Origin of the sequence: Streptomyces sp. NPDC048603 (assembly GCF_043199475.1) — a bacterium.
Lineage (GTDB): Bacteria > Actinomycetota > Actinomycetes > Streptomycetales > Streptomycetaceae > Streptomyces.
In genome coordinates, this window is record NZ_JBICVY010000013.1 from 183,894 (window position 1) to 206,671 (window position 22,778).

General features: G+C 72.1%; 20 protein-coding genes. 15 read left to right on the forward strand and 5 right to left on the reverse strand.

Annotated features, from left to right (window positions below; all coding sequences use genetic code 11):
* Positions 1–249 precede the first annotated feature (249 nt).
* The gene (locus tag ACGFQ9_RS30040; protein ID WP_393578102.1) at positions 250–807 is read right to left on the reverse strand and encodes a hypothetical protein; all 558 of its coding nucleotides are present in this window, start codon (positions 805–807) and stop codon (positions 250–252) included.
* A 321-nt stretch (positions 808–1,128) separates the two neighbouring features.
* On the opposite strand from ACGFQ9_RS30040, the gene ACGFQ9_RS30045 reads away from it, so the two are divergent.
* On the forward strand, positions 1,129–2,322 hold the full coding sequence (locus ACGFQ9_RS30045; protein WP_393578104.1) for an argininosuccinate synthase: 1,194 nt from the start codon (positions 1,129–1,131) through the stop codon (positions 2,320–2,322).
* Between the two features lie 96 nt (positions 2,323–2,418).
* Positions 2,419–3,846, forward strand: coding sequence for an argininosuccinate lyase (gene argH / locus ACGFQ9_RS30050; protein WP_393578105.1), 1,428 nt, complete (start codon positions 2,419–2,421; stop codon positions 3,844–3,846).
* 107 nt (positions 3,847–3,953) lie between these two features.
* On the opposite strand, the gene ACGFQ9_RS30055 is transcribed toward argH, so the two are convergent.
* A complete protein-coding gene (locus ACGFQ9_RS30055; RefSeq protein WP_393578106.1) occupies positions 3,954–4,463 on the reverse strand; it encodes an HAD domain-containing protein in 510 nt (169 codons plus the stop codon).
* A 122-nt stretch (positions 4,464–4,585) separates the two neighbouring features.
* Here ACGFQ9_RS30055 and ACGFQ9_RS30060 point away from each other — a divergent pair, with 122 nt between their 5' ends.
* The 3 genes from ACGFQ9_RS30060 to ACGFQ9_RS30070 all read left to right on the forward strand — a co-directional run bounded on the left by ACGFQ9_RS30060 (position 4,586) and on the right by ACGFQ9_RS30070 (position 8,233).
* Positions 4,586–5,137 (forward strand): TetR/AcrR family transcriptional regulator, encoded by a 552-nt coding sequence (locus ACGFQ9_RS30060; RefSeq protein ID WP_393578108.1) that lies wholly within the window; start codon positions 4,586–4,588, stop codon positions 5,135–5,137.
* Positions 5,134–6,678 carry an MFS transporter gene (locus tag ACGFQ9_RS30065; RefSeq protein ID WP_393578110.1) on the forward strand — a complete coding sequence of 515 codons (1,545 nt, stop codon included), beginning with the start codon at positions 5,134–5,136 and terminating at the stop codon, positions 6,676–6,678. Before ACGFQ9_RS30060 ends, ACGFQ9_RS30065 begins: the two co-directional genes overlap by 4 nt.
* 79 nt (positions 6,679–6,757) lie before the next feature.
* Positions 6,758–8,233 (forward strand): membrane-associated oxidoreductase, encoded by a 1,476-nt coding sequence (locus ACGFQ9_RS30070; protein ID WP_393578112.1) that lies wholly within the window; start codon positions 6,758–6,760, stop codon positions 8,231–8,233.
* Positions 8,234–8,293: 60 nt separating this feature from the next.
* Here ACGFQ9_RS30070 and ACGFQ9_RS30075 read toward each other — a convergent pair whose 3' ends face one another.
* Positions 8,294–9,076, reverse strand: a complete 783-nt coding sequence (locus tag ACGFQ9_RS30075; RefSeq protein ID WP_393578113.1) for a lysophospholipid acyltransferase family protein — start codon at positions 9,074–9,076, stop codon at positions 8,294–8,296.
* 182 nt (positions 9,077–9,258) lie between these two features.
* Between ACGFQ9_RS30075 and ACGFQ9_RS30080 the strand changes: the two genes are divergently transcribed.
* From ACGFQ9_RS30080 to ACGFQ9_RS30090, 3 genes are all read left to right on the forward strand, one after another.
* The gene (locus ACGFQ9_RS30080; protein WP_393578114.1) at positions 9,259–10,482 is read left to right on the forward strand and encodes a glycerophosphodiester phosphodiesterase; all 1,224 of its coding nucleotides are present in this window, start codon (positions 9,259–9,261) and stop codon (positions 10,480–10,482) included.
* 133 nt (positions 10,483–10,615) lie between these two features.
* The gene (locus ACGFQ9_RS30085) at positions 10,616–11,137 is read left to right on the forward strand and encodes an RNA polymerase sigma factor (RefSeq protein WP_393578194.1); all 522 of its coding nucleotides are present in this window, start codon (positions 10,616–10,618) and stop codon (positions 11,135–11,137) included.
* A gap of 37 nt (positions 11,138–11,174) precedes the next feature.
* A complete protein-coding gene (locus ACGFQ9_RS30090) occupies positions 11,175–11,681 on the forward strand; it encodes a GNAT family N-acetyltransferase (RefSeq protein WP_393578116.1) in 507 nt (168 codons plus the stop codon).
* Here the strand turns inward: ACGFQ9_RS30090 and ACGFQ9_RS30095 are convergent.
* A complete protein-coding gene (locus tag ACGFQ9_RS30095) occupies positions 11,671–12,069 on the reverse strand; it encodes a hypothetical protein (protein WP_393578196.1) in 399 nt (132 codons plus the stop codon). The two genes, ACGFQ9_RS30090 and ACGFQ9_RS30095, sit on opposite strands and share 11 nt — an antisense overlap.
* 73 nt (positions 12,070–12,142) lie before the next feature.
* The gene (locus tag ACGFQ9_RS30100; RefSeq protein WP_393578117.1) at positions 12,143–12,511 is read right to left on the reverse strand and encodes a hypothetical protein; all 369 of its coding nucleotides are present in this window, start codon (positions 12,509–12,511) and stop codon (positions 12,143–12,145) included.
* Between the two features lie 514 nt (positions 12,512–13,025).
* On the opposite strand from ACGFQ9_RS30100, the gene ACGFQ9_RS30105 reads away from it, so the two are divergent.
* The 7 genes from ACGFQ9_RS30105 to ACGFQ9_RS30135 all read left to right on the forward strand — a co-directional run bounded on the left by ACGFQ9_RS30105 (position 13,026) and on the right by ACGFQ9_RS30135 (position 22,604).
* Entirely contained in the window at positions 13,026–14,090 is a 1,065-nt protein-coding gene (locus ACGFQ9_RS30105; protein ID WP_393578118.1) for a methionine ABC transporter ATP-binding protein, read from the forward strand.
* A complete protein-coding gene (locus ACGFQ9_RS30110; protein ID WP_393578120.1) occupies positions 14,087–14,773 on the forward strand; it encodes a methionine ABC transporter permease in 687 nt (228 codons plus the stop codon). The genes ACGFQ9_RS30105 and ACGFQ9_RS30110 overlap by 4 nt, the downstream gene beginning before the upstream one ends.
* Positions 14,774–14,870: 97 nt before the next feature.
* Positions 14,871–15,740, forward strand: a complete 870-nt coding sequence (locus ACGFQ9_RS30115; protein ID WP_393578121.1) for a MetQ/NlpA family ABC transporter substrate-binding protein — start codon at positions 14,871–14,873, stop codon at positions 15,738–15,740.
* 183 nt (positions 15,741–15,923) lie between these two features.
* On the forward strand, positions 15,924–16,580 hold the full coding sequence (locus tag ACGFQ9_RS30120) for a GNAT family N-acetyltransferase (protein ID WP_393578122.1): 657 nt from the start codon (positions 15,924–15,926) through the stop codon (positions 16,578–16,580).
* Positions 16,581–16,661: 81 nt separating this feature from the next.
* A complete protein-coding gene (gene cbiE / locus ACGFQ9_RS30125) occupies positions 16,662–17,867 on the forward strand; it encodes a precorrin-6y C5,15-methyltransferase (decarboxylating) subunit CbiE (protein WP_393578123.1) in 1,206 nt (401 codons plus the stop codon).
* A 270-nt stretch (positions 17,868–18,137) separates the two neighbouring features.
* Positions 18,138–21,662, forward strand: coding sequence for a nicotinate-nucleotide--dimethylbenzimidazole phosphoribosyltransferase (gene cobT, locus ACGFQ9_RS30130; protein WP_393578124.1), 3,525 nt, complete (start codon positions 18,138–18,140; stop codon positions 21,660–21,662).
* Positions 21,663–21,833: 171 nt separating this feature from the next.
* Positions 21,834–22,604 carry an alpha/beta fold hydrolase gene (locus ACGFQ9_RS30135; RefSeq protein ID WP_393578126.1) on the forward strand — a complete coding sequence of 257 codons (771 nt, stop codon included), beginning with the start codon at positions 21,834–21,836 and terminating at the stop codon, positions 22,602–22,604.
* Positions 22,605–22,778: the final 174 nt, after the last annotated feature.

Consider the following 22,778-nt stretch of genomic DNA (forward strand, 5'->3'; position numbering starts at 1 on the left):
CCCAATACCCCGAACACTCCGAACACTCCGGGTGGTGGCGGTAACAACACTCCGAACACGCCTAACACCCCGAACACTCCGAACACTCCGAGTGGCGGTGGAAACAACACTCCGAACACGCCTAACACCCCCAACACCCCCAACACCCCGGACTAAAGATCGATCACATGACGGAGCCGCGCAGTGGAAACACTGCGCGGCTCCGCCGCGTGACGTGAAAGTCAGCGGTGTGCTGTGCTTCGGAAGCCGTTACCCCGCGTTCGTGCCACCCGGCGTGTTCGGGGTGTTCGGCGTGTTCGGGGTATTCGGGGTGTTGGGGGTGTGGGAGCCGTTGGGGGTATTCGGGGTGTTGGGAGTGTTCGGGGTGTTGGGCGTGTTCGGAGTGTTCCCGCCCCCCGGGGTGTTCGGCGTGTTCGGGGTGTTGGGCGTATTGGGGGTGTTGGGGGTGTTTGGAGTGTCGGCACCACCCCCCGCGTACGGAGCGTAGGGCGCGTACGGAGCGTAGGGCGCGTACGGCGCGTACGGCGCGTAGGAGAGGCCCGCCGCTGCCCGGCGCGTCGGCGCGGAGGCCGCCTGTGCGGGTTGCGCGAGGCGCAGCACGTGAGCGATCTCCGGAAGCCGGGGGAGCGGCGGCAGCTCCGGCAGCGGAGGGAGCTGGGGGAGGTGGGGGAGCTGCGACAGGTGGGCGATTCCCGGCGACGAGGTGACGGGGGCGCGTGACGAGTCGGCGTGGGCTGCCCCCGTGCCGAGGACGGCCAGGCCCCCCACCGCCAGGGTGGCGATCACGATCCGCTGGAGCTTGTGCATGAAATCCGTACCCTCCGTGCTCTGCATCCGTGCGCGTTCGATTACCTGATGTAATCGGACGGTCGCCAAAGCTACACAGCGTGGCGGAACCGCGACGGCCGGGAGGGGAGTGGCGCGCTCTCCGTCACCCGTTCGACCTCGCCGCCGGGCCCCTCGCCCGCCCACCCGGCGCGCTCCGCCGTACCGGCGCATGCTGGCAGTAGAGGCCGGCGGAGCCGCCGGTGAGCCGCGTCCTGACACGTCCGGCACGGCTCGATTGACGAAACATACGGAGTCATGCATAGTTATGCCTGTCAGTGAATGCATCGTAAGGAGAAACCCGTGACCGAGCGCGTCGTACTCGCCTACTCGGGCGGCCTGGACACCTCCGTCGCCATCGGCTGGATCGCCGAGGAGACGGGCGCCGAGGTCATCGCCGTTGCCGTGGACGTCGGCCAGGGCGGCGAGGACCTGGACGTCATCCGCAAGCGCGCGCTCGCCTGCGGTGCCGTCGAGGCCGAGGTCGCGGACGCCAAGGACGAGTTCGCCAACGAGTACTGCCTCCCGGCGATCAAGGCCAACGCCCTCTACATGGACCGCTACCCGCTGGTCTCCGCGCTCTCCCGGCCCGCGATCGTCAAGCACCTCGTCGCCGCCGCCAAGAAGCACAACGCCTCCGTCGTCGCCCACGGCTGCACCGGCAAGGGCAACGACCAGGTCCGCTTCGAGGCCGGCATCCAGGCGCTCGGCCCGGACCTGAAGTGCATCGCCCCGGTCCGCGACTACGCGATGACCCGGGACAAGGCGATCGCCTTCTGCGAGGAGAAGCAGCTCCCGATCGCCACCACCAAGAAGTCCCCGTACTCCATCGACCAGAACGTCTTCGGTCGTGCCATCGAGACGGGCTTCCTGGAGGACATCTGGAACGCGCCGATCGAGGACATCTACGAGTACACCTCGAACCCCGCGCTCCCGCGTGAGCCCGACGAGGTCGTCATCTCCTTCAAGGAGGGCGTCCCGGTCGCCATCGACGGCAAGCCCGTCACCGTGCTCCAGGCCATCCAGCAGCTCAACGAGCGGGCCGGAGCCCAGGGCATCGGCCGGATCGACATGGTCGAGGACCGCCTGGTCGGCATCAAGTCCCGCGAGGTGTACGAGGCCCCGGGCGCGATCGCACTGATCACCGCCCACCAGGAGCTGGAGAACGTCACCGTCGAGCGCGAGCTGGCCCGCTACAAGCGGCAGGTCGAGCAGCGCTGGGGCGAGCTCGTCTACGACGGCCTGTGGTTCTCCCCGCTCAAGCGCGCCCTGGACGGCTTCATCAACGAGGCCAACCAGCACGTCACCGGCGACATCCGGCTGACGCTGCACGGCGGCCGCGCCACGGTCACCGGCCGGAAGTCCGAGGAGTCGCTGTACGACTTCAACCTCGCCACCTACGACACGGGCGACACGTTCGACCAGTCCAAGGCGCAGGGCTTCATCGACATCTTCGCGCTCTCCGCGAAGATCGCCGCGAAGCGCGACCTCGGCTGATCCCTCAGCACGCCGTAACCCTTGCGACCGCCTCCCCGTTACCTCCGCGCGGGGAGGCGGTCGCACACTGGAAGCAGTCCTCAAGGAGCATCAGCAGTGAGCAGCAACAACGGTGACGTCCGGCTGTGGGGCGGCCGGTTCGCCGACGGCCCGGCCGAGGCCCTCGCGAAGCTTTCCGCCTCCGTCCACTTCGACTGGCGGCTGGCGCCGTACGACATCGCCGGCTCCCGCGCGCACGCCCGCGTGCTGCACAAGGCCGGCCTGCTGACCGCCGACGAGCTGGACCGCATGATCGCGGGCCTGGACAAGCTCGAGGCGGATGTGGCCGACGGCTCCTTCACCGGCACCATCGCCGACGAGGACGTGCACACCGCGCTGGAGCGCGGCCTGCTGGAGCGGCTCGGCCCGGACCTGGGCGGCAAGCTGCGGGCCGGCCGGTCCCGGAACGACCAGGTCGCCACCCTCTTCCGGATGTACCTGCGGGACCACGCCCGGATCATCGGCGGCCTGATCGCCGACCTGCAGGACGCGCTGGTGGGTCTCGCCGAGACCCACGCGGACGTGGCCATGCCGGGCCGGACCCACCTCCAGCACGCCCAGCCGGTGCTCTTCGCCCACCACGTGCTGGCCCACGTCCAGTCCCTCTCCCGGGACGCGGAGCGGCTTCGCCAGTGGGACACCCGCACCGCCGTCTCCCCGTACGGCTCGGGCGCCCTGGCGGGCTCCTCGCTCGGCCTCGACCCGGAGGCGGTCGCCGCCGACCTGGGCTTCGAGCGCGGCTCGGCCGGGAACTCCATCGACGGCACGGCCTCGCGTGACTTCGTCGCCGAGTTCGCCTTCGTCACGGCCATGATCGGGATCAACCTGTCCCGGATCGCCGAGGAGATCATCATCTGGAACACGAAGGAGTTCTCCTTCGTGACCCTCCACGACGCGTTCTCCACGGGCTCCTCGATCATGCCGCAGAAGAAGAACCCGGACATCGCCGAGCTCGCCCGCGGCAAGTCGGGCCGCCTGATCGGCAATCTGACCGGCCTGCTCGCCACCCTCAAGGCGCTCCCGCTCGCCTACAACCGGGACCTCCAGGAGGACAAGGAGCCGGTCTTCGACTCCTGCGACACCCTCGAGGTCCTCCTCCCGGCCTTCACCGGGATGATGGCCACCCTCACGGTCCACCGGGAGCGGATGGAGGAGCTCGCCCCGGCCGGCTTCTCCCTGGCCACGGACATCGCCGAGTGGCTGGTCAAGCAGGGCGTGCCGTTCCGGGTGGCGCACGAGGTCGCGGGCGAGTGCGTCAAGGTCGCCGAGTCGGAGGGCAAGGAGCTGGACGAGCTCACCGACGACCAGTTCGCGAAGATCTCCGAGCACCTCACCCCCGAGGTCCGTACGGTCCTCAACGTGCCCGGAGCCCTGGCCTCCCGCAACGGCCGCGGCGGCACCGCCCCCTCGGCGGTCGCCGTCCAGCTCAACGAGCTCAAGGCGGACCTGGTCATCCAGCACGCCTGGGCCCGGCACAAGCAGTAACAGCACACCGACAGACCCCCGAGGGGGCGGCCGGGGCGGACGGGCCCCGACCGCCCCCTCGGCGCATCCCCGGCCCCTTCCGCCGGCCGCGCCTGCCCGTCCGCCCCCTACACCGCCCAGGCCGCCAGCGCGTCGAAGTCCGGCCTGGTCAGGCCTGTCCGCTCGTCTATGCGCATCAGCAGGGCATGCGCGAGGTGGTGGCGGTCCACGTACTCGCGGTCGCGGTCCGTGATGTCGTCGTCGATCCAGGCGAAGGGGCGGCCGCCCGCGTATTCGAGGATGTACTGGGTCTTCCAGAAGGTGCCGGCCGGGGCGCGGCCGTGCATCTGCGGCCAGTCGATGAACGGCAGCCGCGGCAGGCCCAGGTGCGGGCCGATCCAGTCGTTGGCCTCGTCCTTCCAGGTGGTGGCCCACACCAGCTCGTACGCCTCCGCCAGAGCGAGCAGCTCCGCGCCGTGGCCGTGGTTGAGCCAGACGCGCAGGGGCTTGGCGCTCTCCGCCCCGGTCCAGCCGGTGGGGCGCATCCGATGGGTGGTGTAGCCATCGGGCCGCCGCTCGGCCTGGGCGGCATACGGGTTCAGCGGTCCGTCGACGTCGATCAGCAGCAGTGGCTTCATCGCCTCAGGGTTCCTTTCCGCCCGGCTCCGGGCAGCTGATTTTTCGCTCGCCCACCCGCTCCGAGTGGGTCATCGCTGCCCCGAATGAGACATCGACGTCTCATTCGAGGTATGCTTGTCTCATGGCCATGGATCGTGATCAGGTGCTGCGCGCTGCCGCCGCCCTGCTCTCCCGCAAGTCGACCGCCACGATGGACGAGGTAGCGAAGGCCGCCGGCATCGGCCGGGCGACCCTGCACCGGCACTTCGCCGGGCGGGACGCCCTCGTCCGCGCGCTGGAGGACCTCGGCATCAGGGAGTTCGAGGGCGCCTTCGACCGGGCGCGGCTGGACGACGGCTCCGCCGTCGAGGCGCTGCGCCGGCTCGTCGCCGAGTCCGAGACCGACGCCCAGCTGCTGGCCTTCCTCGTCACCGAGAACCAGCTGTTCGAGGGCGACCAGGTCAACGAGGGCTGGGCCCGGCTCGACGCCCGGGTGTCCGCCCTGTTCAAACGGGGCCAGGAAGAAGGCGACATCCGCATCGACCTGAGCCCGGCATGGCTCACCGAGGCCCTCTACGGCCTCATCGGAACCTGCGCCTGGGCCGTCATGGACGGCCGGGTCGCGGCCAAGGACTTCCAATACATGATCACCGAGCTGCTGCTCGGTGGCGCCCGACGGAGTGTGGAGAAATGAGCGGGACCCAAGCACTGACCGGACCGAGCGGAACGGAGGTCAAGAGCCCCGGACGCTGGCTGGCCCTGTCCGTACTCGTGCTCGCGGTGCTGCTGGTCGCCGTGGACGCGACCGTCCTCGGTCTCGCGACGCCCGCGCTCTCCGAGGACCTCGAACCGTCAGGCAGCCAGCTGCTATGGATCGGCGACATCTACTCCTTCGTCATCGCCGGCCTGCTCGTCTCCATGGGCTCCCTCGGCGACCGGATCGGCCGCAAGAAGCTGCTGCTCACCGGTGCCACCGCGTTCGGTGCCGTGTCCGTTCTCAACGCGTACGCGACCAGCCCCGAGATGATGATCGTGGCCCGGGCGCTGCTCGGCGTGGCCGGCGCGACCCTGATGCCCTCCACCCTGGCGCTGATCCGCAACATCTTCCACGACCCCAAGGAGCGCAGCCTCGCCATCGGCATCTGGGGCGCCACCGCCTCCGCCGGTGCCGCCGTCGGCCCGGTCATCGGCGGGTTCCTGCTCCAGCACTTCTACTGGGGCTCGGTCTTCCTCATCAACCTCCCGGTGATGGCCGTCCTCGTCCTCGTCGGCATCAAGCTGCTGCCCGAGTCGAAGAACGCCGTCGCCGGCCCCTGGGACCTGATCAGCGTCGCCCTTTCGCTGGTCGGCGTCATCGGCGTCGTATACGCCGTCAAGGAAGCCGCCACGCACGGCCTGACCGGGGAGGTCTGGGCCGCCGCGGTGATCGGCGCGGGCTCCCTGTACGCCTTCGTGCGGCGCCAGTTCACCCTCGCCTCTCCGCTGCTCGACATGCGGCTGTTCCGGCACCGCGGCTTCTCCGGGGCCGTCCTCGCCGACCTGCTGACCGTCTTCGGCCTGTCCGGACTGGTGTTCTTCCTCTCCCAGTTCCTGCAACTGGTCCAGGGGCGCGAGCCGTTCGAGGCCGGCCTGGCCGAACTCCCCGCCGCCCTCGGCGCCGTGGTCACCGGTCTCATCGCCGGCCGGTACGCCCGGCGGTACTCGGTGCGCGGGATCGTCACCGGCGGCCTCGCCGCCATCGGTCTGGCCCTCGGCGCGATCACCCTGGTGCACAAGGAGACCGGCTACCCGCTGCTCGGCGCGGCCCTGCTGGTCGTCGGCCTCGGCGCGGGCTTCTCCTTCACCGTCACCGCGGACGTGATCCTCTCCAGCGTGCCCAAGGAGCAGGCCGGTTCGGCCTCCGCCGTCTCCGAGACGGCGTACGAACTCGGCGCCGCCCTCGGCATCGCCCTGCTCGGCTCCATCGTGACCGGCGTCTACAAGGGCTTCACCGCCCCGGCCGGCGTCCCGGCCGAGGCCGCCCGCGCCGCCCACGAGTCGCTGGGCGGAGCCGTCGAGGCCGCACACGGCCTGGACCCGGCCACCGGTACCGCCATGGTGGAGGCCGCGCAGGCGGCGTTCACCGACGGCCTCCGGCTCGCCGCCGGAGTCGGCGCGCTGGTCCTGCTCGGGACCGCCGTCGCCGCCTGGTTCCTGCTCCGCGGCCAGAAGCTCCAGGACGGCATCGAGCACTGACCGATTTCCGGGGTCCGCCAACCGGACGGTGCGCGCCCGTGGTTGACACCATGATCACGGGCGCGACACCATCCCGGTGATGGAGATGACCGATCTGACCCCTGCCGAGCGGCGCATCCGGGACGCCTTCACCCGGGGCGAGGGCGTCGACTTCCGTGAGGGTCCCGACGAGAACTCCGCCGACGGGGCCTCCTGGGGCCCGGAGCGCACCGTACGCGCCGAGGTGCTGCGGGCCCTGCTGGTCAGCGGCCGGGCCGCGGACGGGGAGGTCGCCGGCCTGAAGGTCTACGGCGCCCGCATCACCGGCAAGCTCGACCTGAAGTACGCCGTCGTCGACCACCCCGTCCGGCTGCGCGGCTGCTGGTTCGAACGCAAGCCCCTGATGTACGGGGCCCAGCTGAAGGCGCTGGTGCTCGGCGACTCCACCCTGCCCGGTCTGACCGCCGCGAACCTGCGGGTGGAGGTGGTGCTCCGGCTCTCCGACTGCACCATCAACGGACCCGTCCGGCTGGCCGGTGCCCGGATCACCGGCGGCCTGTTCCTCAAGGACACGGTGATCCGGCGCTCGGCCCAGCCCGACGAGGCCGACGAGCCCCCGCTCCAGCTCAACCACGCCGACATAGGGACGGACATCATCGCGAGCGGCCTCACCGTGCACGGTCCGCTCCGCATCACCGGCGCCAACGTGGCCGGCCAGATCAGCCTGGACCGGGCCAGGCTGCTCAACCCCGGCGGCATGGCCCTGGAGGCCGAGACCCTCTCCGTCGGCACCGACCTGCGCTGCCACCGGCTGGAGGCCCAGGGCATGGTCAACCTCACCGGTGCCCGGGTCCCCTGCCAGCTCAACCTGACCCGAGCCCGCCTCTCCAATCCCGACGGCGTGGCCCTGCGCGCCAGCAGCGCCGTCATCGCCGAGCTGTGGCTCCGCAAGTGCCCGCCGATCGAGGGCATCGTCAACCTGCGCCGGAGCCAGCTGGACATGCTCTACGCGGAGCCCGAGGTCTGGCCCCCCGTGGTGCGGATGGACGGGCTCACGTACCGGGTGCTGCACCCCACCCTGCCGGCCGAGCAGCGGCTCCCGCTGCTGGAGCGGGAAGAGGACGGCTACCACCCCTACGCCTACGAGCAGCTCGCCACCGCGTACCGGACCGTGGGCGACGAGGCCGCCGTACGCACCGTCCAGCTCGCCAAGCTCCGCCGTCACCGCGGCACCCTGCCCCGGCTCGCCCGCCCCTGGGGTGTGCTCCAGGACGCCACCGTCGGCTACGGCTTCCGCCCCATGCGGGCCACGGCGTGGCTGCTGGCGCTGCTGCTCGTCGGGACGGCCGCCTTCGCGGCCCGGCACCCCCGCCCGCTGAAGGCGGGGGAGGCCCCCGAATTCAACCCGGTCTTCTACACCCTGGACCTGATGCTGCCGATCATCGGCTTCGGGCAGGAGCAGGCGTTCGCCCCGGCCGGCTGGCAGCAGTGGCTCTCGTACCTGCTGATCGTGACCGGCTGGATCCTGGCGACCACCACGGCCGCCGGCGTCAGCCGCTCCCTGCGCCGGTCATAGCCGTGCCCCGGGGCGTACACCCCGGGGCACGGCACGGCACGGCACGATGCGGTGCGCGGCTCAGGCCGCCTTCGCCTTGGTCGCGTACATGTCGACGTACTCCTGGCCGGAGAGACGCATGACCTCGGCCATCACCGAGTCGGTCACCGCGCGCAGCACGTAGCGGTCGCGGTCCATGCCCTCGTAGCGGGAGAACTCCATCGGCTCGCCGAACCGGACCGTGACCCGGCCCGGACGCGGCATGCCCGCGCCGCCGGGCTGCAGCTTGTCCGTGCCGACCATCGCGAACGGGACCACCGGCGCGCCCGTCATCAGGGTGAGCCGGGCGATGCCGGTGCGGCCCCGGTACAGCCGGCCGTCGGGGGAGCGGGTGCCCTCCGGGTAGATGCCGAAGATCCGGCCCTCCTCCAGCACCCGGCGGCCGGTCATCAGGGCCGCGACGCCGCCGTTGGCACCGTCCCGGTCGACCGGGATCATGCCCGCACCGGTGAAGAACCAGGCCATCAGCCGGCCCTTGAGCCCCTTGCCGGTCACGTACTCGTCCTTGCCGATGAAGTGCACCGTGCGGTCGCAGACCAGCGGAAGGATCATGGAGTCGATGAAGGTCAGGTGGTTGCCCGCGAGGATGACCGGACCACTGCCCGGGATGTGCTCGGCCCCCTCCACGCGGATGCGGAACATCATGCGCATGACGGAACCGACAGTGGCTTTCAGAAGCCTGGTACGGAACAACGGTGAGCCCTCCGGCATCGACAGGCGGGTGCGCACCGCGCGGGCCGGCAGCAGTGCAGGTGTGGCGGTGCAGGTGTGGACGATACTCGCGGGTTCCGTTCCCGCGCACATCGGGTTCACGTGATGGATACGTCGTGTTGACGCACGTTTCCGCCATGTTCCGGCAGGAGTGGCCCGTTCGACACGCCCCGCTGCCTACGATCGCGGCGCCGATTCGGGCCGAAGGTTCCGGTGCGGCCGGTGATCCCGGCGCTCCCGGACCGCCGGCAGACAAGGATGACCGGGAGACGACGATGACACAGGGCGGGGCGGCACGGCGCACGGTGCTGGGAGCGGCGGTGCTCGCGGCGGGCGGCGGCGCGCTGGGACTCGGCGCGGGGACGGCGCACGCGGACGGTCCGGCCCCGGCCGGCGGGCAGGCCGATGCGGCCGGGCGGGCCGATGCGGCCGGAGCGGGCGACCGGTCCGGCGGGGGCGGCTACCGGGACCTGCCGTACCCCACGGTGATCGGCCACAGGGGCGCCAGCGGCTACCGCCCCGAACACACCATCGGCTCGTACCAGCTGGCCCTGGACCTCGGTGCCGACGTCATCGAGCAGGACCTGGTGCCGACCCGCGACGGCCACCTGGTGTGCCGCCACGAGAACGAGATCGGCGGCACCACGGACGTCGCCGACCATCCGGAGTTCGCCTCCCGCCGCACCACCAAGACCGTCGACGGCGTGGCGGTGACCGGCTGGTTCACCGAGGACTTCACCCTGGCCGAGCTGAAGACCCTCCGCGCGAAGGAGCGCATCCCCGCCCTCCGCCCGCGCAACACCCTCTACGACGGCCGCTGGCCCGTGCCCACCTTCGAGGAGGTGCTGCGCTGGGCCAACCGGGAGGGCCGCCTCCGCGACCGGCGGATCTGGCTGCACGTCGAGACCAAGCACCCCAGCTACTTCCGTTCCCTGGGCCTGGGCCTGGAGGAGCCCCTGGCCCGGCTGCTGCGCCGGTACGGCCGCGACCGCCACGACTCGCCCGTGTTCCTGCAGTCCTTCGAGCCCTCCAGCATCCAGCGCCTGTCCCGGCTGGTCTCCGCGCCCCGGGTGGTCCTGCTCTCCCAGCCGGGCACCCGCCCCTGGGACTTCGAACAGGCCGGGGACCCGCGCACGGTGGCCGACCTGGTCAAGCCCGAAGGCCTGAAGTGGATCGCCGGCTTCGCCCAGGGCATCGGCCCCACCCTCGACCTGGTCATCCCCAGGGACGCGGCCGGGAAGCTCGGGACCCCGACCACACTGGTCCGCGACGCGCACGCGCAGGGCCTGGTGCTGCACCCGTGGACCGGACGCAACGAGAACAACTTCCTGCCCGCCGACTTCCGCAAGGGCACCGACCCGGCCGCCTACGGAGACGTGTTCGGCGCCTACCGGACGTACTTCGAGCAGGGCATCGACGGCATCTTCAGCGACAACCCGGACACCGCGCTGCTCGCCGCCGAGGACTTCCGCCCCGGCCGCCGGCCCGTCAACCGGTAACCGGATCCTCCCGTACGAGTGGGGCGCGGCCGCCGGGGAAACCGGGGGCCGCGCCCGTCGCGTCCCGCCGGGCATGAAACGCGTGAAGGTGGAGAAGGCCGGTCCGGCGCAGGGGTCCGCGGGGCAGGTGGACATGGTGACGGAACTCGGCCCGCTGCTCTCCGCGGAGGCCGCGGCGGAGGCCCCGGCCGCGGGAGTGGACCCGGCCGACATCGAACAGGAGGTCTGGGTACGCCTCCTGGAACGCGGACCGGCCCGGCCGCCGGAACCCGCCCGCTGGCTGCGCGGCGCCGTGCGCGCCGAGGCCCGCCGTGCCCGCCGCCGCACCCGCCGCGAGGTCCCCTGCCGCGAGGTGCCGCACCGGGAGGACGCGTACGGCGGCCCGCCGGGTGCCCGTACCGCCCCCGAGGAGGAGTTGCTCGACCGGGAGACGGGGCTGGTTCTCCGAACGGCGGTCGCCCGATTGCCGGGACGGTGCCCGGAGCTCATTCGGGCACTTCTGTCGCCCAGAGACCTCACTTACCGTGAAATCGCAGGAGAGTTGGGTATCTCACAAGGAAGTTTGGGGCCCATACGTTCCCGTTGCCTGGGATGTCTGCGCAGAATGCTGGCTGCAGAGGTTGCGGCACCCGGCCCGTGGGGAAGGGAGCCGTAGAACGACGGGCCATCAGGGTGAGCGGAGGCATGCGCACATGGGCATGAGCGTGACCATTTCGTCGGCGGCCGCCGAGGACGCGGAGCAGATCTTCAAGCTCCAGTACCTCGCGTTCCAGAGTGAGGCCGAGCTGTACGGCAACTACCGCATCCAGCCCCTCACGCAGTCCTTCGACTCGCTCAAGGAGGAGCTGGCCTCGGACACCGTGCTCGTGGCCCGGCTCGGCGACGAGGTGGTCGGGGCCGTCCGGGGCAGGACCGACGAGAACGGCACCGGCAGCATCACCAAGCTCTGCGTCCACCCCCGCCTTCAGGGCCACGGTCTGGGCGCCCGCCTGCTGCGCGCCATGGAGGAGTCCCTGGCCGGCACCGCCAAGGCCGCCCGGTTCCGCCTGCACACCGGGCGCAAGAGCGAGTCCAACCTGCGCATGTACCGCAAGGCGGGCTACGTCGCGGTCGGCGGCCGTACCGCCTCCGACGGCATCGAGCTGGTCATCCTGGAGAAGGAGGCCAAGGACGCCGCCGACTACGCGGTCAGCGCGTAGCGGCGGCAGCGGCGGGCGCGGACCGGCGCAGCCACAGCATCCCGGTGACCGGCAGGATCACCGGGATGAACAAGTAACCCATCCCGAAGTCCGACCACACCGTCGCGTCGGGGAACGACTCGGGGCGCACCAGCGTCCAGGTGCCCACGGCGAGCACACCGACCAGCTCGGCGGCGCAGCACACCAGCGCCGCCCTGCGGGCGGCCTCCCCGCCGCGCACCAGCGAGTACGTGATGAACGCGTAGACCAGGGCGGCCGACGCCGACAGCGAGTAGGCCAGCGGCGCCCGGTCGAACTCGGTGGCGATCTGGTAGAGCGAGCGCGAGAGCGCGCCCACCACCATCACCCCGTACAGCCAGACCAGCAGCAGTCCCGGTCCGGACACCAGACGTCCGGGCCGGGTCCCGTCCGCCGGCGCCCGCCCGTCCTGCGGGGTCGCGGTCGTGTCGGCCGCCGTCGTCTCAGGCACCGGTGCCTCCCCAGATGTCGTGGAGCCGTACTTCGAGGACGGCCAGGACCACCGCGCCCGCGGCCACGGTCACCGACCCCCACTTGGTGCGCTCGGACAGCGAGAGCATCCCGGCGGCCGGGACCGCCGCGAACGCGCCGAGCAGGTACGCGGTGAAGATCACCCCGCCCTCGTCGGGCTTCTCGCCCTGCCCCAGCTTGACCAGCCCGATCACCAGCTGCGCCAGGGCCAGCACGGTCACCACGGCCATGCCGATGAAGTGCCAGTCCTTGGTCGGCTGGTTCCGGTAGGCGGCGAAACCGCACCACGCGGCGAGGGCCAGTGAGGCCACACCGAGGGCGATCGTCAGGGCGTCGAGCATGCAGCGAGCGTATTACGGGCCGAAAGACCCGATGCGCGCGCCCCTGCGCCCGGCACCCCGCGGACCGTGGTCTTGACCACAGCGCGTCGGCCATCGGGCTCCGTGCGGCCAAGGTCGTATCCGGCCCCCGGGCTGTGTCGGCGCAGGTCACGGCGGGGAACGGGGGTTCGGGACGACCGCGCGACACTGCCCCCGGTGTCCGGAATGCGGCCGAAATCCGTCCGCTATCCGGACATCGTTGATCGGTCAGCGATTCCTTCTGCTTTACTGGGGCCCATGACCACGACGAGCAGCCGCACCCTTGCGACCGAGGCGATGATGACGCCCGGTGCTCGTTGTATGTGTCGAATGTGCGCCTTCTGAGGGCCCTTCTCCCACGCGCCTCGCGCCCCGAAGCGAGACCCCGGCCGAGCCTGTCCGCATCCCGGACGGCTCCTGCCCGCGTCCCCCAGATGATTCGCCCCCGTGCCCGGCCGCCCGTCCGCGCCGCGCACTCGACAGCGACGGAAATCCTGTGATCACCACATCAGGCCTCACGAAGGTCTACCAGTCCCGTGGCCGTGAGGTCACCGCCCTGGACGGCATCGACCTGCACGTCCGCGAGGGTGAGGTCTACGGAGTCATCGGCCAGAGCGGCGCCGGCAAGTCCTCCCTCATCCGCTGCATCAACCTGCTGGAACGCCCCACCACCGGCACCGTGACCGTCGACGGAGTCGACCTCACCGCCCTGGCAGGCCGCGGCCTGCGCGCGGGCAAGGAACTCCGCCGGGCCCGCAGCCGCATCGGCATGGTCTTCCAGCACTTCAACCTGCTGTCCTCGCGGACCGTCCGGGCCAACGTCGAACTGCCCCTGGAGATCCTCGGCGTCTCCGGCCGCGAGCGGTCCCGCAAGGCCCTCGAACTCCTCGACCTGGTCGGCCTCGCCGACAAGGCGGGGGCCTACCCCGCCCAGCTCTCCGGGGGCCAGAAGCAGCGCGTCGGCATCGCCCGCGCCCTGGCCGGCGACCCCAAGGTGCTCCTCTCCGACGAGGCCACCAGCGCCCTGGACCCCGAGACCACCCGCTCCATCCTCCAGCTGCTCCGCGACCTCAACCGGCAGCTCGGTCTGACGGTCCTGCTCATCACCCACGAGATGGACGTCGTCAAGACCGTCTGCGACTCGGCCGCCCTGATGAAGCGGGGCCGTGTCGTGGAATCGGGCCGGGTCTCCGAACTGCTCGCCACCCCCGGCTCCGAACTCGCCAGGGAACTCTTCCCGCTGACCGGCTCCGCCACCACCGAGGAGCACACGGTCATCGACGTCACCTTCCACGGCGACAGCGCGACCCAGCCGGTCATCTCCCAGCTGGCCCGCACCTACAACATCGACATATCGATCCTCGGTGCGGCGATGGACACCGTCGGCGGCAGGCAGATCGGCCGGATGCGCATCGAGCTTCCCGGCCGCTACGAGGACAACGTCGTCCCCGTCGGCTTCCTGCGCGAGCAGGGCCTTCAGGTGGACGTGATCGACGGCGTGGACGCCGAAATCGCAGAGCTCGCCGAGCTCGTCAAGGATGCCAAGGACGGTGCCCGGTGACCTGGTCGGAGATGCAGCCCCTGCTCGGCCAGGGCACGTACGACACCCTCTACATGGTCCTGTGGGCCACCGTGGTCACCCTCCTCGGCGGCCTCCCGCTGGGCGTGCTGCTGGTCCTCACCGACAAGGGCGGCCTGCTGCAGAACCGTCCCTTCAACAAGGTCCTCGGCGTGGTCGTGAACATCGGCCGCTCGCTGCCCTTCATCATCCTGCTGATCTGGCTGATCCCGGTCACCAAGTGGGTGATCGGCCTGATCACCGGCATCCCCACCTACATCGGCCCCACCGCCATGATCGTGCCGCTCTCCATCGGCGCCATCCCGTTCTTCGCCCGCCTGGTGGAGACGGCCGTCCGCGAGGTCGACCCCGGGCTCGTCGAGGCCGCCCAGGCCATGGGCGGCGGCATCCCCACCGTCGTGTGGAAGGTGCTGCTCCCGCAGGCCCTGCCCTCCCTGGTCTCCGGCCTCACCACCACCGTCATCGCCCTGACCGGCTACTCGGCCCTGGCCGGCGCCGTCGGCGGCGAGGGCCTCGGCAGCCTGGCGATCACCTACGGCTACCAGCGCTTCGAAGGCGACTTCATGCTCGCCACCGTCGTCGTCCTCATCGTGATCGTCACCGCCGTCCAGCTGATCGGCGACGGAGCGGTACGGCTGCTCGCCCGCCGCGGCCGGACCGCCTGACCCGCAGGCCCCCTCACACACAGACCTCACCCCCCTCACAGCCCGCACTTGTCGTGCTCGGGCGTAGACCGCACCACCCAAGAAAGAGGCACTCTTCGTGCGCAACACCATCAAGCTCACCGCCGTCGCCGTCGCCGCCGCCACCGGCGCGCTCGCCCTCGGCCTCACCGCCTGCGGCAGCTCCTCCGACCCGGCCCCCGCCAAGAAGGCCGACGGCTCCGTCGACACCAGCGCCCCGCTCCTCGTGGCCGCGTCGCCGACCCCGCACGCCGACGTCCTGAAGTTCGTCAAGGACAACCTCGCCGGGAAGGCCGGGCTCAAGCTGGACGTCAAGGTGTTCACCGACTACGTCCTGCCCAACAAGGCCACCGAGGACGGCCAGGTCGGCGCCAACTACTTCCAGCACAAGCCCTACCTCGACGACTTCAACGCCAAGAACGGCACCCACATCGTGCCCGTCGTCAACGTGCACCTGGAGCCCCTCGGCCTCTACTCCAAGAAGGCCAAGGCCCTCACCGACATCAAGGCCGGCCAGACCATCGCCGTCCCCAACGACAACACCAACGAGGGCCGCGCCCTCCAGCTGCTCGCCGAGAACAACCTGATCACCCTCAAGCAGGGCGTCGGATCCACCGCGAAGCTGTCGGACATCACCGACGCCAAGGGCCTGAAGTTCAAGGAGCTCGAGGCCGCCACCCTGCCCCGCGCCCTCGGCGAGGTCGACGCCGCGGTGATCAACGGCAACTACGCCATCGAGGCCGACCTCAAGCCCAAGGAGCAGGCCCTGGCGCTGGAGAAGGCCGAGGGCAACCCGTACGCCAACTTCCTCGCCGTGAAGAAGGGCAACGAGAACGACCCGCGCGTGGTGAAGCTCGCCGAACTCCTGAACTCCCCCGAGGTCAAGAAGTTCATCGAGGACAAGTACGCCGGCTCCGTCATCACCGCCTTCGGCAAGCCGCAGGCCTGACCCGGCAGCACCCCGAAGGACCCCGCGGGACCCCATCGGACCCCGCGGGACCGGTGGCCCCGCACCCCACGAGCCAGGGGTGCGGGGCCCAGCCATGCACACCGCACGGCGCATGCTGCATGCTGTGGCTCTACGGCCCGCACAAACCGTCCCGCAACGCTGTCTCACGGCATGGAGCTGCGCATGACTACCACCTTCCCGGACGTCTCCATCAGCACGGACCGGTTGGTGCTGCGCCCGTTCGAGGAAGCCGACGCCGCCGCGTTCGCGGAGATGATGAACGACGAACTCGTCACCGCCTGGACCAGCGCGCCGCATCCCTGTACCCGTGCCGACGCCCACCGCTGGGCCACCCGCGGCGCCCACGCCGAACGCACCGAGGGCCGCGGCATCGTCTTCGCCGTCGCCGAGTTCCTCACCCAGAGACTCGTCGGCGCGGTCCACCTGCAGGGCACCGACTGGCGGACCCGCACCACCGAGGTCGGCTACGTCACCGCCCCCTGGGCCCGCGGCGAGGGCTACGCCAGCGAGTCCGTCCTCGCCGTCGCCCACTGGCTCTTCCGCGACCAGCACTTCGAACGCCTCGAACTGCGCACCGCCGCCGACAACACCGCGGCCCAGCAGGTGGCCCAGAAGATCGGCTGCATCAGTGAGGGCGTCCTGCGCAACGCCTGGATAGTGCGCACCCAGACGGCCGACGGCCAGTGGACCGAGGTCCGCACCGACCTGATCGTCTGGAGCCTGGTGCCCGAGGACCTCGACGACCTGGACGAGCTCGACGGCTACCACGGCCATCCGGCCGAAGCAGGCGGGTACGCCGTCTCCACGCACTGGAACTGACACCGCCGCCGGGTAGTCTCATGTGCCCGTGTCCCGTGTGACCACACTCCCACCCCCACCAGGATCTGGAGACTGACGACGATGGCCGACCGGGTCACGGTGATCGGCTGGGACGGCTCGCCCCTCACCGCGGCCGCCAGGTCCGCGCTCTCCGCCGCCACCCTGGTGGCCGGCGCCGCACACCATCTCGCCCTGCCCGAGATCCCGCCCACGGCCGAACGCATCCGGCTCGGCAGCCTCGGCCTCGCGGCCCGCCGCATCGCCGGCCACCGCGGCACCGCCGTCGTCCTCGCCGACGGGGACCCCGGCTTCTTCGGCATCGTCAGGACCCTCCGCGCGCCCGAACACGGCCTCGAAGTCGAAGTCGTCCCCGCCGTGTCCTCCGCCGCCGCAGCCTTCGCCCGGGCGGGCATGCCCTGGGACGACGCCCAGGTCGTCGTCGCCCACCGGCGCACCCTGCGCCGTGCCGTCAACGTCTGCCGCGCCCACCCCAAGGTCGCCGTCCTCACCTCGCCCGGCGCCGGCCCGGCCGAACTCGCGCTGCTCCTCGAAGGGGTCCACCGGACCTTCGTCATCTGCGAGGAACTCGGCACCGACCGGGAACAGGTGACCGTACTCACCTCCGACAAGGCCGCCGACCACACCTGGCGCGACCCCAACGTCGTCATCGTCATCGGCGGCGGAGGGCAGGTCGGACAGGGCGCCAACGAGGCCGGCTGGCTGCTCGGCCACCCCGCCGGTGACAGCCCCCGCGGCTGGGCCCGCCCCGACCCCGACGCCACCGAAGGCGGCTCCGCCCAACTGCGGGCCGCGCAGCTCGCCCGCCTCGGCCCGCGCACCGGCGACCTGCTGTGGGACATCGGCACGGGCTCCGGCGCCCTCGCCGTCGACGCCGCGTCCTTCGGTGCCGCCGTCATCGCCATCGACTCCGACGCACACGCCTGCGAACGGGCAACTGCCGCCGCCCGCAAGCGCGGAGTCCAGCTCCAGACCGTGCACGGCACCGCCCCCCACGTCCTGGAATCCCTGCCGGAGCCCGACGTCGTACGCATCGGCGGCGGGGGCGTTCCGGTGGTCCTCGCCTGCGCCGACCGCCGCCCCGAACGGATCGTCACCCACGCCTCCACCCGCGACGAGGCCGAGGCCCTCGGCCGGGCCCTGACCGAAGGCGGATACACGGTCGAATGCTCACTCCTCCAGTCCGTGGGCCTGGACCCCCGCACCTGGGACGAACAGGAACGTTCCGTGGTGTTCCTGCTGGCAGCGGTACGCCCCGCGCCCCGCTGACCACACCGCCCGGGGTAGGCTGGCCGATCGTCGTACCGGGAGGACGCGTGACGTGGCGCAGTCCACAGTGGACCGGAGCGCTAATGGCCGACACCGCGGCGAACGGGCGCGACAATGCTTAGTGGTTGTCGGCGGCGGCGTGCCTGAGGTGTTCGTGCCGTGCGACGACCGCGCTCGTTCGCCGTGGCCTGCCGGTCATGGCGCCCGGCCCTGCCGGCCGTGCGGGCGCCGGGCGACGGAGGAAGTACAAGCGATGGGCGAGGGGTACGCATGACCGACACCGGCCAGGTTCCGGGCGAGGGCCTTCCGGACAACGCGGACATGATGGATCAGCAGGGCATCCCCGCGCCGATTCCCCCGCAGGCCCCGGCTCCCGGCGGTTACGCCTTCCAGGACCTCGCGGACAACCCCGAGGACGAGGACGAACTGCTGCTGATGCCCAGCGGCCAGGGCGTGGGCGGCTCGTGGAGCGACCCGCAGGTGGTGCCTCAGGCACCCGTGTACCCCGTCGAAGGCTACGTCGAGGGTTACCCGATGGGCTCGTACCCGGAGGGCTACCCGGTCGAGGGCTACGCCGAAGCGCCTTATGCGGACGGGGCGCACGAAGCGGGCGGCCGGGACTCCGGCTCGCTCGACCTCGGCGGCATGCACCTTCCCGGGTCGCCGGTGGCGCCGCCCGTCGCCCCGGTGACACCCATGGCCCCGCCCGCCCGTCGCCCGCTGCACATGGGTCCGCCGATGCCGGACGCCTCCGGCGGCGTCGTACGGTCCCTCGCCGACCGCGGCCCGGCCCCCGCTCCCGTCGCCCCGCCGGTGGCCGTGCCGGCACCGCAGCCCGCACCGGGCCCCGAGTACCTCGACGTACCCGTCCAGCCCGGTGTGCCGTGGTCGGCCGCGCCGGTGGAGGACGTCGCGCCGGTGGAGGACGTCGCGCAGGCGGAGCAGGCCGTGCCCGTGGAGCAGGCCGTGCCCGCGGGTGCCGAGGCCCTCGTGCCGCCGGTGGAGGCGGCTGTGCCGGTGGAGCAGGTCGAGCAGGCGGTGCCGGTGGATCCGGCCGTATCGCTGGTGGCGCCGGTGACGGATGCCGCGGGAGCGGTGGAGCAGGAGCAGGAGCCGGAGCAGCCGCTGGCGGTGGAGGACGCGTCCGTTCCGCAGGCCCCGCAGGCCCCGCAGGTCGTGCAGGTTCCGCCGGTTCCGTCGGAGCCCTCGGTGTCCGTCGTCCCGGATGAGGCGGTCGTTCCGGTCGCCGACGTCGAGCCGGTGGCCCAGGGTGGGGCCGCCCCCGCCGAGTCCGTCGTATCCGCCGAGTCCGTCGCTCCTGGCGAGCCCGCCGCTCCCGCGGAGCCCGTCGTTCCCGCCGAGTCCGTCGTTCCCGCCGAGGACGTTGCCGCCGCGGAGGGTGTCCTTCTGGTGGAGGGTGTCGTCCCGGCCGAGGACGCCGTCCCGGTCGCGCCCGTCGCGGTCGAGGTGTCCGCGTCTCCCGAGTCGCCCCTTGCCCCGGTCTCGCCCGAGGTGCCCGTTGCCCCGGCCGCGGAGCAGGCGCCGGAGCCCGCCGTCGACCCCGCCGTCGCAACGGCCCCGTCCGAGGCGGCCGTCCCGGCGTTCAGCGAGCCGGCGTTCACCGAGCCGGTACCGGCCGCCGAGGCGGTCCTCGTCGAGCCCGTCCCCGCCGAGGCCGGCGGTCTGTTGGCCGCCGCCGTTCCGGCGGGTCCCGCCGGAACGCCAGTCCCCGTGGCCGCTCCGGGCGTTGAGCAGCCCGTCGCACCGGTGGCACCGGTGGCCGAGCAGGCTGTCGAGCAGTCCGCCGCGCCTCTGGCCGAGCAGGCGGCCGCACAGGCCGCGCAGGCTGTCGAGAGCGCCGCCGAGAACGCCGCCGTACCGGTGGGCGAGCAGGCGGTCGAGGCCGCGGAGCCGGAGGTACTTCAGGTCCACCCGCAGCCGGAACCGGTCGGGGCCGTCGTACCGGCCGAGGCCGAGGTCGCCCCGGCGGCGCCGGAGATGCCCGGGGTTCCTGAGGCCCCCGAGGCCCCCGAGGCGGCTGCGGAGCCGGAGGCCCCGGTCGGCGAGCCCGCACCCGGTTACGCCGACGCCGAGCGCGAGGCCGTCCTCCGCGTGATGCGCGAGCGCCGCGACATCCGCAACGGCTTCCGCAGCGACCCCATCCCGCACGAGGTGCTGCTGCGCGTCCTCGAGGCCGCGCACACCGCCCCGAGCGTCGGCCACTCCCAGCCCTGGGACTTCGTGGTGATCCGCTCCGCCGAGACCCGGCGGACCATGCACGAGCTGGCCCAGCGTCAGCGCGAGGCGTACGCCAAGTCCCTCCCGAAGGGCCGGGCGAAGCAGTTCAAGGAAATGAAGATCGAGGCCATCCTCGAGACCCCGGTGAACATCGTGGTCACCGCCGACCCCACCCGGGGCGGCCGCCACACCCTCGGCCGGCACACCCAGCCGCAGATGGCCCCGTACTCCTCCGCCCTGGCGGTGGAGAACCTGTGGCTCGCCGCCCGCGCCGAGGGTCTCGGTGTCGGCTGGGTCTCCTTCTTCGACGAGCGGGAGATGGTCCGCACGCTCGGCCTGCCGGAGCACCTGGAGGTCGTCGCCTACCTGTGCGTCGGCTACGTCGACGAGTTCCCGGACGAGCCCGAGCTGATGCAGGCCGGCTGGTCCAAGCGGCGCCCGCTGTCCTGGGTGGTCCACGAGGAGACGTACGGCCGCCGGGCCCTGCCGGGCGAGGAACCGCACGACCTGCTCGCGGAGACCGTGGGCAGCATCCGCCCGCTCGACGCCAAGGCGCTCGGCGAGGCGTGGGAGCGGCAGAAGCGCATGACCAAGCCGGCGGGCGCGCTCGGCATGCTGGAGATCATCTCCGCGCAGCTGGCCGGTCTGTCGCGGGTCTGCCCGCCGCCCATCCCGGAGCCGGCGGCGGTCGCCATCTTCGCGGGCGACCACGGCGTCCACGCCCAGGGCGTCACCCCGTGGCCGCAGGAGGTCACGTCCCAGATGGTGGCGAACTTCCTGGGCGGCGGGGCGGTCTGCAACGCCTTCGCCAACCAGGTGGGCGCCGAGGTCTGCGTGATCGACGTGGGTGTCGCCGGGGACCTCCCGGCCACTCCCGGCCTGCTGCCGCGCAAGGTCCGGCCGGGCACCGCCGACCTCACCACCGGCCAGGCGATGACCCACGAGGAGGCCGTCGCAGCGATCGAGGTGGGCATCGAGACGGCCCGCGACCTGGTCGCGGCCGGCAACAAGGCGCTGCTCACCGGCGAGATGGGCATCGCCAACACGACCGTCTCCGCGGCGCTCATCTCGGTGTTCACCGGGGTGGACCCCTCGGAGGTCACCGGCCGCGGCACCGGCATCAACGACGAGACCCACGCCCGCAAGGTCGATGTGGTGCGCCGTGCGCTGGAACTGCACCAGCCCGACCCGGCGGACCCGATCGGAGTCCTCGCCGCGATCGGCGGGCTGGAGCACGCGGCGATGGTCGGCCTCATCCTGGGCGCGGCCTCGCTCCGTACGCCGGTGATCCTGGACGGCGTCAGCGCGGGCGCGGCCGCCCTGGTGGCCCGCGCCATCGCCCCGGAGTCCCTCTCGGCCTGCATCGCCGGCCACCGCAGCGCGGAGCCGGGGCACGTGGCGGCCCTGAACAAGCTCGGCCTGCGTCCGCTGGTCGACCTGGACCTCCGCCTCGGCGAGGGCACGGGCGCGCTCCTGGCCCTCCCGCTGGTCCAGAGCGCGGCCCGGGCGATGCACGAGGTCGCGACGTTCGACTCGGCGGGTGTCACCGAGAAGTAGCAGTACGGCGGACCGGCGCCGAAGAACGACGACCGGCAGCGTGCGCCCGCCGCTCCCGCGGCCCCCGACCGGGGCTGCGGGAACGGCGGGCGCCGTACGTCCACGACCGCGCGGACCACGGGCGCCCGACCGAAGCGCACCGCACCGCGAACCACGGGGGGAGAACGGAACATGCGCAGTGCCGTCGTCACGGCCGGGAACGACCGCATCCGGTGGGCCGAGATGCCGGGTGCCGAACCGGCCCGGGTGTACGTCCACGGGCTCGGAGCCACCTCGCCCGCCTACTTCGCGGCTGCCGCCGCCCACCCGCTGCTCGCGGGCCGCCGCTCCCTGCTGGTCGACCTGCTCGGCCACGGACACAGCGACCGGCCCGCCGACTTCGACTACCGGCTGGAGAGCCACGCCGACACCCTCGCCGCGGCACTGACCGCCGCCGGGGTCACCGGGGCCGAGGTGATCGGCCACAGCATGGGCGGGGCCGTCGCGATCGTGCTGGCCGCCCGTCACCCCGGGCTGGTCTCCCGGCTGCTGCTGGTCGACGCCAACCTGGACCCGGCGCCCCGCGTCCCGGTCGCGCCGGGCAGCAGCGGGATCGCCTCGTACAGTGAGGAGGAGTTCCTCGCCGGCGGCCTGGCCGAGGTCCGCGGCCGGGTGAGCGAGCACTGGTGGGCCACCATGCGCCTGACCGACCCGGCGGCCCTGCACCGCACCGCCGTCCACCTGGTGACCGGGACCGTCCCGACCATGCGGGAACTCCTGCTGGACCTGGACGTGCCGCGCACCTACCTGCTGCCGGAGGCGGACGGTCCGCTGACGGGCGCCGACGCGCTCGCGGCGGCCGGGGTCCGGGTGGTACCCGTTCCCGACTGTGGTCACAACATCATGCTGGACAACCCGGACGGGTTCGCCGCCGCGGCCGCGGAGGCCCTCTCGGCACCGTAGCCGCACCGGCCGGCGGGGTGGTGGCGGAAGGGGCCGGGCGGGCTGGAGGGGCCCGGTCCCAGGTCGCGGGCGGGCGGCGCCGTAAGGTGGACCCCGCAGCACAACACCGCACGTCAGTACCCCCGAACCACCCCGACACCACCTCATCACCCCGCCGCTCCAGCGCCGCAGCGG

Bases quoted from the DNA above. Each gene is read 5' to 3' on its own strand.
- cobT (WP_393578124.1), top strand. From the start codon at position 18,138: ATGACCGACACCGGCCAGGTTCCGGGCGAGGGCCTTCCGGACAACGCG.
- ACGFQ9_RS30060 (WP_393578108.1), top strand. From the start codon at position 4,586: ATGGCCATGGATCGTGATCAGGTGCTGCGCGCTGCCGCCGCCCTGCTC.
- ACGFQ9_RS30055 (WP_393578106.1), bottom strand. From the start codon at position 4,463: ATGAAGCCACTGCTGCTGATCGACGTCGACGGACCGCTGAACCCGTAT.
- ACGFQ9_RS30135 (WP_393578126.1), top strand. From the start codon at position 21,834: ATGCGCAGTGCCGTCGTCACGGCCGGGAACGACCGCATCCGGTGGGCC.
- ACGFQ9_RS30075 (WP_393578113.1), bottom strand. From the start codon at position 9,076: ATGTGCGCGGGAACGGAACCCGCGAGTATCGTCCACACCTGCACCGCC.
- ACGFQ9_RS30085 (WP_393578194.1), top strand. From the start codon at position 10,616: ATGGTGACGGAACTCGGCCCGCTGCTCTCCGCGGAGGCCGCGGCGGAG.
- ACGFQ9_RS30065 (WP_393578110.1), top strand. From the start codon at position 5,134: ATGAGCGGGACCCAAGCACTGACCGGACCGAGCGGAACGGAGGTCAAG.
- cbiE (WP_393578123.1), top strand. From the start codon at position 16,662: ATGGCCGACCGGGTCACGGTGATCGGCTGGGACGGCTCGCCCCTCACC.
- ACGFQ9_RS30100 (WP_393578117.1), bottom strand. From the start codon at position 12,511: ATGCTCGACGCCCTGACGATCGCCCTCGGTGTGGCCTCACTGGCCCTC.
- ACGFQ9_RS30070 (WP_393578112.1), top strand. From the start codon at position 6,758: ATGGAGATGACCGATCTGACCCCTGCCGAGCGGCGCATCCGGGACGCC.
- ACGFQ9_RS30080 (WP_393578114.1), top strand. From the start codon at position 9,259: ATGACACAGGGCGGGGCGGCACGGCGCACGGTGCTGGGAGCGGCGGTG.
- ACGFQ9_RS30120 (WP_393578122.1), top strand. From the start codon at position 15,924: ATGACTACCACCTTCCCGGACGTCTCCATCAGCACGGACCGGTTGGTG.
- ACGFQ9_RS30090 (WP_393578116.1), top strand. From the start codon at position 11,175: ATGGGCATGAGCGTGACCATTTCGTCGGCGGCCGCCGAGGACGCGGAG.
- ACGFQ9_RS30040 (WP_393578102.1), bottom strand. From the start codon at position 807: ATGCACAAGCTCCAGCGGATCGTGATCGCCACCCTGGCGGTGGGGGGC.